16 protein-coding genes are annotated in these 16,593 nt (G+C 66.3%); 6 read left to right on the top strand and 10 right to left on the bottom strand.

What is annotated here, in order from left to right:
* Positions 1–109 precede the first annotated feature (109 nt).
* A complete protein-coding gene (gene acnA, locus U9J33_RS00625; RefSeq protein WP_132468670.1) occupies positions 110–2,782 on the top strand; it encodes an aconitate hydratase AcnA in 2,673 nt (890 codons plus the stop codon).
* Positions 2,783–2,935: 153 nt separating this feature from the next.
* On the opposite strand, the gene U9J33_RS00630 is transcribed toward acnA, so the two are convergent.
* The 3 genes from U9J33_RS00630 to ruvA form a co-directional block, all read right to left on the bottom strand.
* The gene (locus U9J33_RS00630) at positions 2,936–3,811 is read right to left on the bottom strand and encodes a PEP-CTERM sorting domain-containing protein (RefSeq protein ID WP_324699087.1); all 876 of its coding nucleotides are present in this window, start codon (positions 3,809–3,811) and stop codon (positions 2,936–2,938) included.
* A gap of 258 nt (positions 3,812–4,069) precedes the next feature.
* On the bottom strand, positions 4,070–5,119 hold the full coding sequence (ruvB, locus tag U9J33_RS00635; RefSeq protein ID WP_054442234.1) for a Holliday junction branch migration DNA helicase RuvB: 1,050 nt from the start codon (positions 5,117–5,119) through the stop codon (positions 4,070–4,072).
* Positions 5,120–5,344: 225 nt separating this feature from the next.
* Entirely contained in the window at positions 5,345–5,953 is a 609-nt protein-coding gene (gene ruvA, locus U9J33_RS00640; RefSeq protein ID WP_054442233.1) for a Holliday junction branch migration protein RuvA, read from the bottom strand.
* A 96-nt stretch (positions 5,954–6,049) separates the two neighbouring features.
* Between ruvA and U9J33_RS00645 the strand changes: the two genes are divergently transcribed.
* Complete coding sequence (locus U9J33_RS00645; protein WP_324697188.1) at positions 6,050–7,552, top strand: hypothetical protein; 1,503 nt, start codon at positions 6,050–6,052, stop codon at positions 7,550–7,552.
* Positions 7,553–7,556: 4 nt separating this feature from the next.
* Here the strand turns inward: U9J33_RS00645 and U9J33_RS00650 are convergent, their stop codons facing one another.
* From U9J33_RS00650 to U9J33_RS00670, 5 genes are all read right to left on the bottom strand, one after another.
* Positions 7,557–8,051 carry a nucleoside deaminase gene (locus U9J33_RS00650; protein ID WP_185998447.1) on the bottom strand — a complete coding sequence of 165 codons (495 nt, stop codon included), beginning with the start codon at positions 8,049–8,051 and terminating at the stop codon, positions 7,557–7,559.
* A gap of 34 nt (positions 8,052–8,085) precedes the next feature.
* Entirely contained in the window at positions 8,086–8,562 is a 477-nt protein-coding gene (gene ruvC, locus U9J33_RS00655) for a crossover junction endodeoxyribonuclease RuvC (protein WP_054442230.1), read from the bottom strand.
* A gap of 4 nt (positions 8,563–8,566) precedes the next feature.
* Complete coding sequence (locus tag U9J33_RS00660) at positions 8,567–9,091, bottom strand: hypothetical protein (RefSeq protein WP_185998446.1); 525 nt, start codon at positions 9,089–9,091, stop codon at positions 8,567–8,569.
* A 29-nt stretch (positions 9,092–9,120) separates the two neighbouring features.
* Positions 9,121–9,885 (bottom strand): YebC/PmpR family DNA-binding transcriptional regulator, encoded by a 765-nt coding sequence (locus tag U9J33_RS00665; RefSeq protein WP_132468669.1) that lies wholly within the window; start codon positions 9,883–9,885, stop codon positions 9,121–9,123.
* Between the two features lie 161 nt (positions 9,886–10,046).
* Positions 10,047–10,283: a DUF2312 domain-containing protein gene (locus tag U9J33_RS00670; RefSeq protein ID WP_021232392.1), complete on the bottom strand. Its 237-nt coding sequence runs from the start codon at positions 10,281–10,283 to the stop codon at positions 10,047–10,049.
* A 259-nt stretch (positions 10,284–10,542) separates the two neighbouring features.
* Between U9J33_RS00670 and sugE the strand changes: the two genes are divergently transcribed.
* On the top strand, positions 10,543–10,860 hold the full coding sequence (gene sugE / locus U9J33_RS00675; protein ID WP_054442293.1) for a quaternary ammonium compound efflux SMR transporter SugE: 318 nt from the start codon (positions 10,543–10,545) through the stop codon (positions 10,858–10,860).
* A gap of 64 nt (positions 10,861–10,924) precedes the next feature.
* Here sugE and U9J33_RS00680 read toward each other — a convergent pair whose 3' ends face one another.
* Positions 10,925–11,236, bottom strand: a complete 312-nt coding sequence (locus tag U9J33_RS00680; RefSeq protein WP_324697196.1) for a DUF1244 domain-containing protein — start codon at positions 11,234–11,236, stop codon at positions 10,925–10,927.
* Positions 11,237–11,315: 79 nt separating this feature from the next.
* Between U9J33_RS00680 and pyk the strand changes: the two genes are divergently transcribed.
* A complete protein-coding gene (pyk, locus tag U9J33_RS00685; RefSeq protein WP_292635473.1) occupies positions 11,316–12,800 on the top strand; it encodes a pyruvate kinase in 1,485 nt (494 codons plus the stop codon).
* 68 nt (positions 12,801–12,868) lie between these two features.
* On the opposite strand, the gene U9J33_RS00690 is transcribed toward pyk, so the two are convergent.
* Positions 12,869–13,531: a YggS family pyridoxal phosphate-dependent enzyme gene (locus U9J33_RS00690; RefSeq protein ID WP_324697200.1), complete on the bottom strand. Its 663-nt coding sequence runs from the start codon at positions 13,529–13,531 to the stop codon at positions 12,869–12,871.
* On the opposite strand from U9J33_RS00690, the gene U9J33_RS00695 reads away from it, so the two are divergent.
* On the top strand, positions 13,530–14,141 hold the full coding sequence (locus U9J33_RS00695) for a thiamine phosphate synthase (RefSeq protein WP_324697202.1): 612 nt from the start codon (positions 13,530–13,532) through the stop codon (positions 14,139–14,141). The two genes, U9J33_RS00690 and U9J33_RS00695, sit on opposite strands and share 2 nt — an antisense overlap.
* Before the next feature lie 67 nt (positions 14,142–14,208).
* Complete coding sequence (locus U9J33_RS00700) at positions 14,209–16,593, top strand: FtsK/SpoIIIE family DNA translocase (protein WP_324697204.1); 2,385 nt, start codon at positions 14,209–14,211, stop codon at positions 16,591–16,593.

A 16,593-nucleotide genomic window follows, 5' to 3' on the forward strand; every position in this document is an offset into this window, starting at 1 on the left:
CGCTTGTCGCGATGCAGCACGGCGATGATTTTCGGAACCTGGGCTAGTGGGTTTCGGAATAGCCGCTCTTCACGTGGCACGCTCCATACAGAAGGGGATAATACCCAATATGACCCAGGTCGGACAGGATACGCTCGGCACCCGCAGCACCATGACAGTCGGCGGCAAGCAGATCGCCTACTACTCTCTCAAGAAGGCTGCCGAAAAGGTTGGCGACGTTTCGCGCCTTCCCTTCTCGATGAAGGTCCTTCTTGAAAACCTCCTGCGCTTCGAGGACGGCGGCTTCACCGTCTCGACCAAGGACATCCAGTCGGTTGCCGACTGGCAGAAGAACCCGGTTACCGGCGACGAGATCCAGTACCGTCCCGCCCGCGTTCTGCTTCAGGACTTCACCGGCGTTCCCTGCGTGGTCGATCTGGCCGCCATGCGCGATGCCATCGCCACCCTCGGCGGCGACACCAGCAAGATCAACCCGCTGGTTCCCGTGAACCTGGTGATCGACCACTCGGTCATGGTCGACGAATTCGGCCACCCCAAGGCGTTCGAAGAGAACGTGGAAATCGAATATCAGCGCAACATGGAGCGCTACGACTTCCTCAAGTGGGGCTCCAAGTCGCTCGACAACTTCTACGCCGTTCCCCCGGGCACCGGCATCTGCCACCAGGTGAACCTGGAAAACATCGCCAAGACCGTTTGGTCGAGCGAAGACCAGAACGGTGAACTGGTCGCCTATCCCGACACCTGCGTCGGCACCGACAGCCACACCACCATGGTCAACGGCCTGGGCGTGCTGGGCTGGGGCGTGGGCGGCATCGAGGCGGAAGCCGCGATGCTCGGCCAGCCGGTCTCGATGCTCATCCCCGAAGTCGTCGGCTTCAAGCTGACCGGCGAGCTTCAGGAAGGCGTCACCGCCACCGACCTCGTGCTGACCTGCACCGCCATGCTGCGCAAGCACGGCGTGGTCGGCCGCTTCGTCGAATACTTCGGCCCCGGCCTCGCCTCGCTGAGCCTTGCCGACCGTGCGACGCTTGCCAACATGGCCCCGGAATACGGCGCCACCTGCGGCTTCTTCGGCATCGACGAAAAGACCATCGACTACCTGCGCCTCACCGGCCGCGAGGAAGAGCAGATCGCCCTCGTCGAAGCCTATGCCAAGGAACAGGGCTTCTGGATCGACCCGGCCGCCGCCGACCCGATCTTCTCCTCGACCCTCGAACTCGACATGTCGACCGTCGTGCCTTCGCTCGCCGGCCCGAAGCGTCCGCAGGACTGGGTCGCGCTTCCCGACGTCGACGACGTGTTCAACAAGGACATGGCCGACACCTACAAGAAGACCGCCACCCGCGTTCCCGTGGAAGGCAAGGACTTCGACATCGGTGACGGCGACGTCATGATCGCCGCCATCACCTCGTGCACCAACACCTCGAACCCGGGCGTGCTGGTTGCGGCAGGTCTCGTCGCCAAGAAGGCCGACGAACTGGGCCTGAAGCCCAAGCCCTGGGTCAAGACCTCGCTGGCACCGGGTTCGCAGGTCGTCACCGACTACCTGAACAAGGCCGGTCTCCAGTCTCACCTCGACAACATCGGCTTCAACCTGGTCGGCTACGGCTGCACCACCTGCATCGGTAACTCGGGCCCGCTCGCGGAACCGATCTCGAAGGCGATCAACGAGAACGGCCTCGTCGCCTCGGCGGTCATCTCTGGCAACCGCAACTTCGAAGGCCGCGTCTCGCCGGACGTGCGCGCGAACTTCCTGGCCTCGCCGCCGCTGGTCGTCGCCTACGCTCTGAAGGGCACCGTGGTGGAAGACTTCACCACCACCCCGATCGGCGTGAGCAAGGACGGCGTGGACGTCTACCTCAAGGACATCTGGCCGACCAACCTCGAAGTCAGCACCACGATGAATGCCTGCGTCGATCGCGGCATGTTCCAGGCCCGATACGCCGACGTCTACAAGGGCGACAAGCACTGGCAGGCGATCAACGTCGTCGGTTCGGACACCTACTCGTGGCGCGCCGGTTCGACCTACGTCGCCAACCCGCCGTACTTCGAGGGCATGGAAATGACCCCGGCGCCGGTGAACGACATCATCGAGGCGAAGCCCCTGCTGATCCTCGGCGATTCGATCACCACCGACCACATCTCGCCGGCCGGTTCGATCAAGGCCGACAGCCCGGCAGGCCAGTGGCTGATGGAGCACCAGGTCGCCAAGGCGGACTTCAACTCCTACGGTTCGCGCCGTGGCCATCACGAAGTCATGATGCGCGGCACTTTTGCCAACATCCGCATCCGCAACGAAATGGTCCCCGGCATCGAAGGCGGCATGAGCCGCTTCGGTGAAGAGGTCCTGCCGGTCTACGACGTGGCGCAGAAGTACAAGGCCGAAGGCACGCCGATGGTGGTCGTGGCCGGCAAGGAGTACGGCACCGGTTCGTCGCGCGACTGGGCGGCCAAGGGCACCAACCTGCTCGGCGTGCGCGCCGTGATCGTCGAGAGCTTCGAGCGTATCCACCGTTCGAACCTGGTCGGCATGGGCGTGCTTCCGCTGCAGTTCAAGGACGGCGACAGCCGCCAGTCGCTCGGCCTGACCGGCGACGACGCCTTCACGATCAAGGGCGTTGCCAGCCTCAAGCCGCGCCAGGACGTGGAAGTCGAAGTGACCCGTCCGGACGGTTCGACCTTCACCTTCACCGCGCTGTGCCGCATCGATACCGCCAACGAAGTGGAATACTTCAACAACGGCGGCATCCTGCAGTACGTGCTGCGCAAGCTGGCCGCCTAAGCGACCGGCAGCCTTAACCGGCTCGGTAAAACCCCGTCCCGCGTTCGCGCGGGGCGGGGTTTTCCTTTTGGCGCTGCCTCGGCGACATGACCGGACACGAAAAAGGGCGGCGCCGAGGCGCCGCCCTTCCTGCTTCCCCCGGTGGTGGGAAACTCAGGTCTTGCGGCGGGCCAGCCGCTGGCGACCGATCACCGCTGCCGCCGCCGCGCCAAACAGGATCAGCATCGGCGGTGCCGGAACGTCGGTCGGCGGTCCAGGCGGCGAACCATCTCCGCCGGTCGAAGTGGTGGTCGAACCTGACGAACCGGTCGAGCCCGACGATGTCGAGGTCGAACTCGAACTGCTCGTCGACGACGACGTTGAACTGGACGAGGAGGTGGAACTGGACGACGAGGTGGAGGAACTCGTGCTGGTCGAAACATCGCCGGAACTGGACGAAGTCGTCGTCGAGGTGATTCCGCCCGTTGTTGTGGTGGTGGTCAGCCCCCCCGTGGTCGTGGTGGTCGTGAGACCGCCGGTCGAGGAAGAGGAAGACGTCGATCCGCCGGTCGTCGTGGTCGTCAGTCCGCCGGTGGACGATGAACTGGAGGTGGAACCACCGCTGCTGGTCGAGCTGATGATGACGTTGCCGCCGCTAGAACCACCGCCGCCGCCGAAGAAGCCGCCGAAGAAACCACCGCCGAAACCGCCTCCTCCGCCGCCGATCACGACCGGCGCGCCGCCGCTGCCGCCGGCGTAGCTCGGCGGCGGGGCGGGCGGAATGTAGGGCGGGGGCAGCGGCACCATGGCCACTTGCGGCTGGTCGCAGCAGGTCCGCTTGACGATGCGGCGCATGCGCCTGGTGGTCCGTTCCGGCTCCTTGCGCACGAGGCGCCTGGCCGGACGCTCGACTTTCGCCACTTTCGCGACCTTCGCCGACTTCAGCTTGCGATACTCGACACCGCTCTTCTGAGTCTCGGCGACATGGACGGCGCCGCCGCCAATGATAGCGCAGCCCGCCGCACAGGCAGACAGTTTCGCCAAGGCCATCCGAACCGACATGATCGTCTCTCTCTTCGTTCTGCTCGGCTCGTGTGCGACTGCGACCGACACCACTTGAACCGACTTGCCATCAACAAGCGCAGAGAGCGGTTAACGGAACAATGCCGTTAACCGAGTTTCGACAGTCCCGTAGCGGGAAATCGCGTTAGTTTTCCGATGTAACGCACAACCTGTGCCGAAGCGGGACTATCGAAAGACAGGTCTGTAAACACAACCGACAGTTTTCTGGCGGAAATCGCCTTTCCCTCAATCGCCTTCCGAATCGAAAAGTCCGCCCGGAATGGGGCCCTGCGGGCCTCCGGATTGCGGCGGCGTCATGCCCAGGTGCTGCCAGCCCATGTCGTTCAGGCAGCGCCCGCGCGCAGTCCGCGCGACGAGGCCGAGCTGGATCAGGTAGGGCTCGATCACTTCCTCGATCGTGTCGCGCGGCTCGGACAGGCCCGCCGCCAGTGTCTCCACACCCACCGGGCCGCCCTTGTAGATACCGGCGATCATCCGCAGGTAGCGGCGATCCTGCGCATCGAGGCCGATGGAATCGACTTCCAGCCGCGTCAGCGCGTCATCGGCGATTTCGTGAGTGATGATATCGCTGCCCGCGACATGGGCGAAATCGCGCACGCGGCGCATCAGGCGGCCTGCGACGCGCGGGGTGCCGCGCGCGCGGCGGGCGATCTCGGTCGCGCCGCCCTTGTCGATGCCGATGCCCAGCAGCCCGGCGCCGCGGGTCACGACCTTTTCCAGTTCCTCCACAGTGTAGAACTGGAGACGCACCGGAATGCCGAAACGATCGCGCAGCGGCGTCTGGAGCAGGCCCTGACGCGTCGTCGCACCGACCAGCGTGAAGGGCGGCAGGTCGATCCGCACCGAGCGCGCCGAAGGGCCTTCGCCGATCATGAGATCGAGCGCACGGTCCTCCATCGCCGGGTAGAGCACTTCCTCGACCACCGGATTGAGGCGGTGGATCTCGTCGATGAACAGCACGTCGCCGTGTTCGAGATTGGTCAGCAGCGCGGCAAGGTCACCCGCCTTGGCGATCACCGGGCCGCTGGTGGCGCGGAAACCCACGCCCAGTTCGCGCGCGACGATCTGCGCCAGCGTGGTCTTGCCGAGGCCCGGAGGCCCGAAGAACAGCACATGGTCCATCGCCTCGCGGCGCGACTTGGCGCTTTCGATGAAGACACGAAGATTGTCCTTCGCCGCAGCCTGCCCGACGAATTCGGCAAGCGTCTTGGGCCGCAGCGCCGCATCGACGTCCTCGGGCTGGCGGGCAGAGGTAAGGATGGGATTATCGGTCATTGAAAACGGCAAACCTTCTTCGTGTAATCCCACGCTCCGCCCCCGTCCAAACAATGGTCGATGGCAAGGTCATTGCGGATAGACAGATAACCGGCCGCGGCAGCAAGCGCGAGCGCCGACACAATCATATACCGGCGCCTCAACACCGCGCCGGTTCCGGAGCACGCGGCGACAAGGCCGCTGACGCAAGTTCAGGATGACATTGGGGCGGGACGAAAACCTTGTTCACCCCGCCGCCTTCTTCAGCGCGACGCGGACAAGGTCGTTGAGCCCGGCATCCTCGCCCAGTTCCTCCACCGCCTTGCCGACCGCCATCGCGGCGATTGCGGGCTTGAAGCCGAGGTTCTGGAGTGCGGAAACGGCATCTGCGCTGGAAAATCCGGCAGGTGCCGCCACCGCCGCAAGGCCCGGCGCTCCGGGCACGGTGGGCATGCCGCCCGCCTTGTCCTTGAGTTCGTTGACGATGCGGCTGGCCAGCTTCGGGCCGACGCCGTTGGCGCGCGCGACCATGGCGCTGTCGCCGCCCGCACAGGCGCGCTGCAGTTCCTCGGTCGTCAGCGCCGAGAGGATCGCCAGCGCCACTTTAGAACCGACGCCCTGCACCGCCGTCAGCAGGCGGAACCAGTTGCGTTCCGCCCCGCTGGTGAAGCCGATCAGGCGCTGGTCGGTTTCCGAGACCTGCATCTCGGTATGGACGACAACCTTGTCACCCCGGATGCCGAGATGGTCGAGCGTGCGCGCCGAACAATGGACGAGATAACCGACGCCGTTGACGTCGATAATCGCCCAGTCGGGGCCGGTGTCGTCGAGCAGACCTGTAAGCTTGGCGATCATGGTTTGTTCCTATGGCATAGCGCGGATGGCCAAGGAAGGGCGAAAAGCGCCAAGGCTCTGGATGACTTGGCACAGCCGCTCGGCTAGCACGAAGGCATGGGGCAGAGCGGACAGCAGGGCGCAGCCGGAACGCGCAACCGGAACCGGCAAACGGGGTGGCTGGTCACAGGCGGCGTGCTGATCCTTGCGCTGGTGCTGAGGGCGCTGGCCTTCGCCCCGCTTGACCTGCTGCACCCCGACGAACTGGCGCAGTATCTCGAACAAGCCAACCGGCTCGCCACCGGGCATGGGCTGCTGCCGTGGGAAACGCGCTTCGGCATCCGCAACGAACTGATCCCGCAGCTTCTCTGCCTGCCGATGTGGATCGCCCACAGGCTGGCGCCGGGCACTCTCGCGCCGATGTACGCCGCGCGGATCTGCTATGCCGTGCTGACGCTGCTGGCCCTTCCCGCCGCGTGGCGACTGGGCGCGCTGACGTCCCGCCGCCATGCGCTGGTCGCGATGTTCGTCGTGGCGACATGGTGGCAGAGCGTGCTGTTCTCCGACCTGCTGCTGTCGGAAAGCCTTGCCGCGGCCCTGATCCTGCTTGCCGCCGCTCCGCTCCTGGACAGCGCCGCCGGCCGCGCGGCGATCACCGGCAGCGGCTTCCTGCTCGGCATCGGCCTGCTCGTCCGTTTCCAGTTCGCACCTTTCGTGGCGGTGCTCGCCCTTTCAGCCCTGTTCGCCGACGTCAGGCGGTGGAAACCGCTGGCGATCGGCGGCATCGCGGCGCTGGCGATCGGCGCGGCAAGCGATCTTGCGCGCGGCGCTGTGCCGTTCGGCTGGGTGATCGCCAACCTCACCAAGAACATCGGCGAGGGCAAGGCGGCTGGCTTCGGAACCAGCGGGCCGCTTGAATACCTGTTCGAATTCTATCGCCATTTCGGCGCCGCACCGTTGCTGTTCGCCGTGATTGCCGTGGTTCCGGCGGCGCGGCGATATGCCCCGCTGCTTCTCGCTGCCGCGCTCACCGTGGCTGCGCACAGCCTGATCGCGCACAAGGAATACCGCTTCGTCTGGATCGCCACGCTCGGCACCCTGACGATCGCGGGCATCGGCTCCCTGACGCTGGTGGACTGGCTGCTGAGAAACCGGACGGCCGGTCGACGCGATACGCTTCCACTGGCGGCGACCATGGCGATCTGGGCGCTGCTCAGCTTCGCCTCCTTCGCGACGACCGGCGGCTACCGATCGATGCGCGGAGGCGGCGGACTGAGCGAACTGGCGATAGCAGCCGCGCAGGACCCGCGCGTCTGCCGGCTTGCCGTAGCCGAATCCTACTATCTCTACGTGGTGCCTTCGATCCTGCCCCGCGACCTGCCGATCTCGGTGGCGCCCAAGGGCGTGCAGGAGGGGCGCAAACCGCTTCCTCCGGGGCTTGCCCGGGCGGCCAATGCCCTGCTGGCGGGAAGCGAACGCCCGCGAGGGGCGGAAGGGTACGAGAAGATCGCCTGCCGGCAACTTCCGAAGGAGCAGCCCTGCCTCTACCTTCGCCCGGGAAGCTGCACTCCTGACCCGGTGTACAATCTCCAGAGCTCGATCGAGCGGGCGGGGCTCTAGGCGCTTAAAGGTTCGCTTGCTGATCCTCGGGCACATCGTCCCACGGCCGGTAATAGAGCGCGGCGCAATCCTGCGCGAGCACGCCGCCTCTCAGCGTCAGGTCGTCCTTGTAGGCGTCCGCCACGAAATCGAGCGTCGAGAGGTGGCGATCCTCGAAGTACATCGGATGGACATCGCCGCGCCCCGCGCCATGGACGATGCGGCTAACCCCAGCCCAGATCGCGGCCATGGTGCACATGCCGCAGGGCTGGAGCGTGGAATAGAGCGTGGCGCCTTCGATGCGCATGTCGCCCATCGCCTTGCCAGCGGCGCGGAAGGCTTCGATCTCGGCGTGGGCGGTGGCATCGCAGCATTCGGCGGTACGATTGACGCCCGAGGCGACGAGGCGGTCCCCCAGCACGACCAGCGCGGCGATAGGGGTGTGCGACGGGTCGGTGCCCTTTCGCTCCACCGCAAGACGCAGGGCCTCGCGCATCCAGTTCTCGTCGGTACTGTCCATGAAGAGGCAACGGCGCTGCCCCCTGCCGGTTCCGTCAGCGATGGCTGCCGAGCATGTTGGCATGCGTGATGGCCACCGCCAGCGCGTCCGAGGCATCCTCGCCCGCCAGCGTCACGCCGGGCAGCAGGACCTTGAGCATATGCTGGATCTGCTTCTTGTCCGCCCCGCCGGTGCCGACGAGCGCCTTCTTGATGACCTTGGTGGAATATTCCGCCACCGGCATTCCGGCCCGCGCAAGGCTGAGCATGGCAACGCCGCGCGCCTGACCGAGCTTGAGCGTCGATTGCGGGTTCACGTTGACGAAGACCTCCTCCACCGCGCCCGAATCCGGACGGTGATGCAGGATCACGTCAGTGAGCGCGGCATCGAGTTCGACCAGCCGTTCGGCCATTCCGGCCTTGGCGTCCGTGCGGATCTGGCCGTTGGCGATATGGCTGAGCCGGCTGCCGCTCTTGGCGACGATGCCCCAGCCGGTGCAGGTCAGCCCCGGGTCGAGCCCGATGATGATCATCGCCTCAGTACCACATGTCGAAGGGGCCGTTCGGCTCCTCCGCTTCGGCGCGTTCCTGGAGGAGGGGAGCGGAAAGGTCGTGCGCGGACCGTCCGGGGCACGACAGGGTGGTGAGTTCCCGTTCCCCGCGCGCGCCTTCCAGCACGGCGATGCCCGAATAGGCCCGCCCCGGGCTCTCGCTCAGTTCGCCGTTCATCCCTTCGAACACGACGTAATGGAAGCGGCCGCGGCTGATGCGGACATGCCGTTCATAGCCGTTGCCCTGCCCGCGCACGTCGCCGACGCGCACGTTCGACCAGTCCGGCAGGCCGGCAAGGTCGATCTCCGCCTTTCCGCGCGGGCCGTAGCGATAATGCACGGTCTCGCCGTCGGAGCAGAGCGACCCCACTCCGCGCGGGAACGCGCAGGAGTAGAGCACCCGCTCGCCCGGCACGCAGTGGCTGGCCACTGGCGCGCCGCTGTCCGCGACCGCCGGCCCGGCAGGCGAAAGCGCCAGGCACGCGGCTCCCAGTGCCGCTACCGCGAGCACCGGGAAAACGGACGCTACGGGAAGCTGGATCAGCCCAGCTTCTCCATGACTTCGTCCGAGATTTCGTAATTGCCCCAGACGGTCTGGACGTCGTCGTCGTCTTCGAGAGTATCGACCAGCTTCATCAGCGTGCCGGCGGTGTCGGCATCGACATCGACGGTGAGGTTGGGCTTCCACGCCAGCTTCACGCCCTCGGCTTCGCCAAGGACCTTTTCCAGTTCGCGGGCGACTTCGTGAAGCGAATCGACCGAGACCCAGATCTGGTGGCTGCCGGGATTCTCGTCGCCATCGCCCATGTCGCTCTCGACATCGTCGGCACCGGCTTCGATGGCGGCTTCGAGGACCTTGTCCTCGTCACCCACGCTGGCGGGATACTCGATCAGGCCGAGACGCTCGAAACCGTGCGAAACCGCGCCCGAAGCACCAAGATTGCCGCCGTTCTTGGAGAAAGCGGTGCGCACGTTGGTGGCGGTGCGGTTGCGGTTGTCGGTCAGCGCCTCGACGATGAGGGCGACGCCGCCGGGGCCGTAACCCTCGTAGCGCACTTCCTCGTAGTTCTCGGCATCGCCCTTGCTGGCCTTGTCGATCGCGCGCTGGATGTTGTCCTTGGGCATCGACTGCGCCTTGGCCGCGTTGACGGCGGCGCGCAGGCGCGGGTTCATGTCCGGATCGGGCATGCCCATCTTGGCCGCAACGGTGATTTCACGGCTGAGCTTGCTGAACTGCGCCGAGCGCTTCTTGTCCTGCGCGCCCTTGCGGTGCATGATGTTCTTGAATTTGGAATGGCCTGCCATTGGGTCCGCCGTATTCGTTGTTCTGTCGAAAGGATGGGCGCCCTTACAACAGGCGCAGGGCAGAGGGCAACCGCCCCGCTGGAACGCAAGCGTCCTGCGCGGGCCCGGCCGAAAATTCGCCGGACCCGCACAACGGAAAGCAACCTTGCCTTTTCAGGCGATCAGTCGATGCCGAGAGCCGTCTTGTAGGTATCGAGCAGCATGTCCATCTCGCGGCGGTCGTCCGGCTTCATCTTACGGATGCGGACGATCTGGCGCATGATCTTGACGTCGTAGCCGACTGCCTTGCCTTCGTTGTAGACGTCGCGGATGTCGTCCGAAATGCCCTTCTTTTCCTCTTCGAGGCGCTCGACGCGCTCGATCAGCAGACGCAGGCGATCGTCGGTGGTTTCGGCCATCGGTATTGGTGCTCCAGAAAAAATCGTGAATCGGTTTGGCGGCGGCTGATAGCGGCTGCACCGGATTCGGGCAAAGGCGCCCCCTGTGGAAATCCTGTGCGTAGAGCGGGAAAAGTGCCCCGGTTGCCTCTGCCCGCCCCCTTGGCTAAGCAGCGTAAACGGTGACAACGTTCCCGGCTTTCAGCGGCTTCGGCCCTGAAGGATTCAAGTCCGGGACGGCCCGGCAGCCACTTTTTGGAGGTTGCCGATGCCCACTGCCATGCCCTGGATCGTTCTCGTCATTGCCGGTTTGTTCGAAGTCGTCTGGGCTTCGGCCATGAAACAGTCCCACGGCTTCACCCGGCTGTGGCCCAGCATCGTCACGCTCGCCGCGATGCTCGCCAGCTTCGGCCTGCTTTCCTGGGCGATGCGGGTGCTGCCGCTCGGCACCGCCTACATGGTGTGGACGGGCATCGGCGCTCTGGGCGCTTTCGCGGTGGGGATCGTGCTCCTCGGAGAAACGCTGAGCGTCATGCGCCTTGCCGCCGCCGGACTGATCCTCGCCGGGCTCGTGCTCATGAAGCTCGCGAGTTCCTGATCGACGCAACCGCGCGGGCGGCGACCCGGCGAACCGGGCCACAGGGTCGCCGACGGCCGAAGGATCAGTGCCCCGGGACGTTCTTCTTCACGCTTTCTTCCATCCGCGCGATCTGCTCCGGCGTCGCCTCGGTCTGGTAGGCCTGCTTCCATTCCCCGAACGGCATGCCGTGGATCACTTCGCGGGCGGCGGCCCTGTCGCCTGCGAACCCGGCATCGACGATCCAGTCGGCCAGGCAGTTGCGGCAGAATCCGGCCAATCCCATCAGGTCGATGTTCTGGGCATCGTGGCGGTTCTGGAGGTGGCGCACGAGGCGACGGAACGCGGCGGCGGCCACGGCGTCGTCAAGCTGGTCGATCTGGTCGTTTCCGTTCATATTTCTGCCAATCGTCCTTGGTTTGTCATGCCGCCTTTGCCATATGTCGCCGAAATATCGAAAGAGAGGCAGACAGATTTTGGCCACCACCCCTCCGTTTCGCCGTTCGCCGCACCATCGCGGCATCAAGCGCCAGCGCAAGGTGAAGATTCTCGCCACGCTGGGGCCTGCCAGCCGCGACAAGGAGACGATCGCCAAGCTGCTCAAGGCCGGCGCCGACGCCTTCCGCGTCAACATGAGCCATGGCGACCATGAAACCCACCGCGAAACCATCGCCAACATCCGCGCGGTCGAAAAGGACCTGATGCGCCCGGTCTCCATCCTGTGCGACCTCCAGGGCCCCAAGCTGCGCGTCGGCACTTTCGCGGAAGGCAAGGTCTTCCTGCGCCACGGCGCGCACTTCACGCTGGACCGCGATCCCACTCCGGGTGACGAGAACCGCGTCTGCCTGCCCCATCCCGAACTGTTCGGCATCCTCCAGAAGGGCCAGCGCCTGCTGATCGACGACGGCAAGCTGCGCCTCGTGGTCATCAAGCCGGAAGCCGATTCGATCCTGTGCACCGCCGAAGTCGGCGGCTACATCTCGGATCGCAAGGGCGTGAACGTGCCTGACGCCATCGTCCCGGTCCCGGCGCTGACCGACAAGGACCGCCGCGACCTCGCTTTCTCGGTGGAGCAGGGCGCGGACTGGATCGGGCTCTCCTTCGTCCAGCGTCCCGAAGACGTGGCCGAGGCTCGCCGCCTGATCGGCGGGGCCTGTGCGCTCATGTCGAAGATCGAGAAGCCGGCTGCGGTCGATGCGATCGATGGTATCATCGAGCTCTCGGACGGCATCATGGTCGCCCGCGGCGATCTCGGCGTGGAACTGCTGCCCGAGGAAGTGCCCCCGATCCAGAAGCACATCATCGCCAAGACCCGCGCCATCGGCAAGCCGGTGGTGGTGGCCACGCAGATGCTGGAATCGATGATCACCAGCCCCTCGCCCACCCGCGCCGAAGTGTCCGACGTCGCCAACGCCGTCTATGACGGTGCCGATGCGGTTATGCTCTCGGCCGAGACGGCGGCAGGCCAGTGGCCGGTCGAAGCCGTGACCATCATGGACCGCATCGCCGTGAAGGTGGAAACCGATTCCACCTACCGCGAACGCATCCACCTCGCCCAGACCCCGCCCGATGCCACCACGGCAGACGCGCTCTCGGCATCCTGCGCCACCATCGCCGACACCCTGCCGATCGAAGGCATCATCGTCTTCACCGGCTCGGGCGGTTCGGCCCGCCGCGTCGCACGCGAGCGTCCCGGTGCGCCGATGCTGGTGCTGACCCCCTCGATGAAGACCGCCCGCCGCCTCGCGCTGCTGTGGGGCGCCCATACGGTGACCACCAAGGATATCGGCAGCTTCGAGGAAATGATCGCCAAGGGCAAGCGCATGGCCCTGCGCCACGGCTTCGGCGCCGCCGGCACGCGCCTGGTGGCGCTGGCGGGCGTGCCCTTCGGCACCCCGGGCTCGACCAACCTGCTGCACGTCGTGACGCTGACCGGCAACGAGCTGGATTCGCCGAACTGAAAGTGACGGCCGAGGAATGAACCCGACTTGTCCCGGACTCGATCCGGGACAAGTCGGGAAGATTTCGATCAGTCCCGCGCGCCGAACAGCGCGCTGCCGATCCGCACATGCGTGGCGCCAAGCATGACCGCGACCTCGAAATCGTCGCTCATGCCCATCGAGAGCTGCGAAACGCCGTTGTCCGCCGCGATCTTGGCGAGCAGCGCGAAGAACGGCGCCGCCTCGATGCCGAACGGCGGCACGCACATCAGGCCAGCAACGGGAATCTGCGCCTCGCGCGCGGCAGCCAGCAGCGCGGGCACCTCGGCAATCGCGCAGCCGCCCTTCTGCTCTTCCGCGCCGATGTTGACCTGCACGAAACAGGGAACCTGCCGCCCGGCCTTGTCCATCGCCTTGCCCAGCGCCGAAACCAGCGACGGCCGGTCGACCGAGTGGATGCAGTCGAACAGCGCCAGCGCGTCTTCCGCCTTGTTCGACTGAAGCTGGCCGACGAGGTGGAGCCGCAGGTCGGGGTGCGCCTCGCGCAGGGCGGGCCACTTGGCCTCCGCTTCCTGCACGCGGTTCTCACCGAACACGCGCTGGCCCTGTGCGATCAGGGGCGCGATGGCCTCGGCCGGGTGAGTCTTGGAAATGGCGACGAGTTCGATCGACGCGGGCTCGCGGCCGGCGATATGCGCGGCTTGCGCGATGCGGGCGCGAATGTCTTCGAGCGGAGATGCTGGCTGATCCATGGCGCGCTGCTATAGCGCCATCGTGCCGAACCGCCAGATGCCTCGTCCTTCCAGATCGCCGCTTCCCGACATTTGGCTGGTGAGCGATGCCCGCAACGATCGCGGGCTGGAGCACGCCCTTGCCCGGCTTCCGCGCGGATCGGGCCTGATCTACCGGCACTATCACCTCGCGCCGGCCGATCGCCGGGCGCGGTTCGAGGCGCTTGCCCGCGCCGCGCGGCGCTTCGGGCACCGCGTGGTCCTGTCCGGCACCGCCCGGCAGGCGCGGGAATGGCGGGCGGACGGCGCTTACGGAGCGGCCGGAAACCTCGCCCCCGGGCCCGCGACCTTGCGCCTCGTCACCGTCCATTCCCTGCGCGAAATCGCCGAAGCCCGCCGGGCCCGTGCCGACGCCGTGTTGCTCTCGCCGGTGTTTCCCACCCGCTCCCACCCCGGCGCAGGCACGCTCGGCCCGGTGCGTTTCCACCTTCTCGCCGCACGTTCCGGCGTTACGGTGATTGCGCTTGGCGGCATGACCGGGCATCGGGCACGCCATCTGCCGACGCGAAAATGGGCCGCGATTCAGGGCCTTGCCCGATCACCCACAAGGGTGTTCCCGATCCATTCTTGACGGCGAGTCCCGCCAGAGCGCATTATCCAGGGCCCGACCAAGGCCCGATTTCCAGGGGGAATTTCCAATGGCCACACGGCCCCTCGCGCCCGGACGGCGAATCGCCAAGCCGAACTGGCGCGCCGTCATGAAGCGTTCTCTGCGCCGCGCCTCCGAGTTGAGCGGCGCGCTGGCGCTGTTCGCGGCGATGGCGTTCCTCGCCCTTGCGCTGGTGAGCTATCACCAGACGGACCCCTCCGCCTCCACGGCGGCAGGCGGCCCCGCGCAGAACTGGATGGGATCGGTCGGCGCCTGGGTGGCGGAGCGCGCGCTCGTGCTGTTCGGCCCGGTCGCGGCGCTTTTCATTCCCCTGCTTTACGTCTTCGCCCGCAAGCTCTGGCTGCTGGTCGAGGAGGACGACAACGAGATCGAGCATTCGAACCAGCGCTGGTGGCGCCCGGTGGCGGTGCTGGCGATCGCCATGATGCTGATCGCCACCGTCATGTCGCTGCTGTTCACCGAGCCCGGCGGCGTCCTTCCCGCCTCGATGGGCGGCATCACCGGCCTGCTCGGCGCCAAGGCCATCAATTCGATCTCCGCCTTCACGCCGGCGGCCGTGCAGGGCTGGATCACGCTCGTTCTGGCGCTGCTCTGCGCGCTGGCGGGCGTGGCGCTGATCGGGCAGGTCTTCGCGTTCGACTGGGTGCGCCTGCTGACCCTCCCCGGCCGCATCGGCCGCGCGCGAGAGGATGGCCCCGCTCCGGCCGCTGCCGCGAAGAAGGCGGAACTGCGCGAAACGGCGGACGACAAGCCCCGCGCCGCCGCCCGCGCGGAAGCGCCCGCCGGGATCGACGGTCCTTCGGAAAAGCCGCGCAAGGCCCCGGAGATCAGCGACCCCAAGGCCAGCCCCACCCCTGCGCAGCTCACCCTCGGCAACCGCCAGAAGGACATGTTCGACAAGTACGCGCTGCCGGGTCTCGACCTGCTGGCCGACCCGCCGCCCAATTCGCAGCCCAAGGTCGACAAGCTCAGCCTCGAACGCAACGCGCGCCTGCTGGAAACCGTGCTCGACGACTTCAACGTCAAGGGCGAGATCACGGCCGTGCGCACCGGCCCCGTCGTCACCATGTACGAACTGGAGCCTGCACCCGGCATCAAGGCCAGCCGCGTGATCGGCCTGGCCGACGATATCGCCCGCAACATGAGCGCGATCTCGGCGCGCGTCTCCTCGATTCCGGGGCGCACCGTCATGGGCATCGAACTGCCCAACGCCGACCGCCAGATGGTCTCGTTCAAGGAGATGGTCGCCTCCGAGGCCTTCGCCAATCACAAGGGCATGCTGCCGATCATCCTGGGCAAGGACATCGCCGGCGAACCCGTGGTCGCCGACCTTGCGACGATGCCGCACTTGCTCGTCGCCGGTACGACCGGTTCGGGTAAGTCGGTCGGCCTCAACGCGATCCTGCTCTCGCTGCTCTACCGCCTGACCCCGGCGCAGTGCCGCCTGATCCTCGTCGATCCCAAGGTGCTGGAACTCAAGAGCTACGACGACATCCCGCACCTGCTCTCGCCCGTCGTCACCGAACCGCCCAAGGCCGTGCGCGCGCTGAAGTGGGCGGTGGAGGAAATGGAGCGCCGCTACCGCCAGATGAGCGAGATCAGCGTGCGCAACCTCGCCAGCTTCAACGAGAAGGTCCGCACCGCCGCCGCCAAGGGCAAGCCGCTGGGCCGCCGCATCCAGATCGGCTTCGATCCCGAGACCGGCGAGGAACTCTACGAGGACCGCCAGCTCGACTACGAGGCGCTGCCGCAGATCGTCCTCATCGTCGACGAACTGGCAGACCTCATGGTCACCGTCGGCAAGGAAATCGAAGTGTTGATCCAGCGCCTCAGCCAGAAGAGCCGCGCCGCGGGCATCCACCTCATCATGGCGACCCAGCGCCCCTCGGTCGACGTCATCACCGGCGTCATCAAGGCCAACCTGCCGACCCGCATCTCCTTCGCCGTCACCAGCCGCATCGACAGCCGCACCATCCTGGGCGAACAGGGCGCCGAGCAGCTGCTGGGCAAGGGCGATATGCTCTACAAACCCAGCACCGACCCGATCAAGCGCGTCCACGGCCCCTTCGTCTCGGACGAGGAAGTCGAACACGTTGCCGACCACTGGCGCGGACAGGGCAAGCCGGATTACGTCGATGCCGTCACCGAAGAGCCGGAAGAAGGCTCCTTCGGCTTCGACGACCTCGACGCCACCGCTTCGGATGCACCGGAAGAGCGCAAGTACCGCCAGGTCTGCCAGCTCGTGTTCGAGAACCAGAAGGTCTCGGTCTCGTGGCTCCAGCGCCAGATGGGCGTGGGCTACAACACTGCCGCCAAATGGGTCGAACGCATGGAGCAGGACGGTTACGTCGGCCCCGCCAACCATGTCGGCCGCCGCGACATCTATCGCGACGAAAACGGCAGCCCGCTCTGA

It is taken from the genome of Novosphingobium sp. RL4, from assembly GCF_035658495.1.
Classification (GTDB): Bacteria; Pseudomonadota; Alphaproteobacteria; order Sphingomonadales; family Sphingomonadaceae; genus Novosphingobium.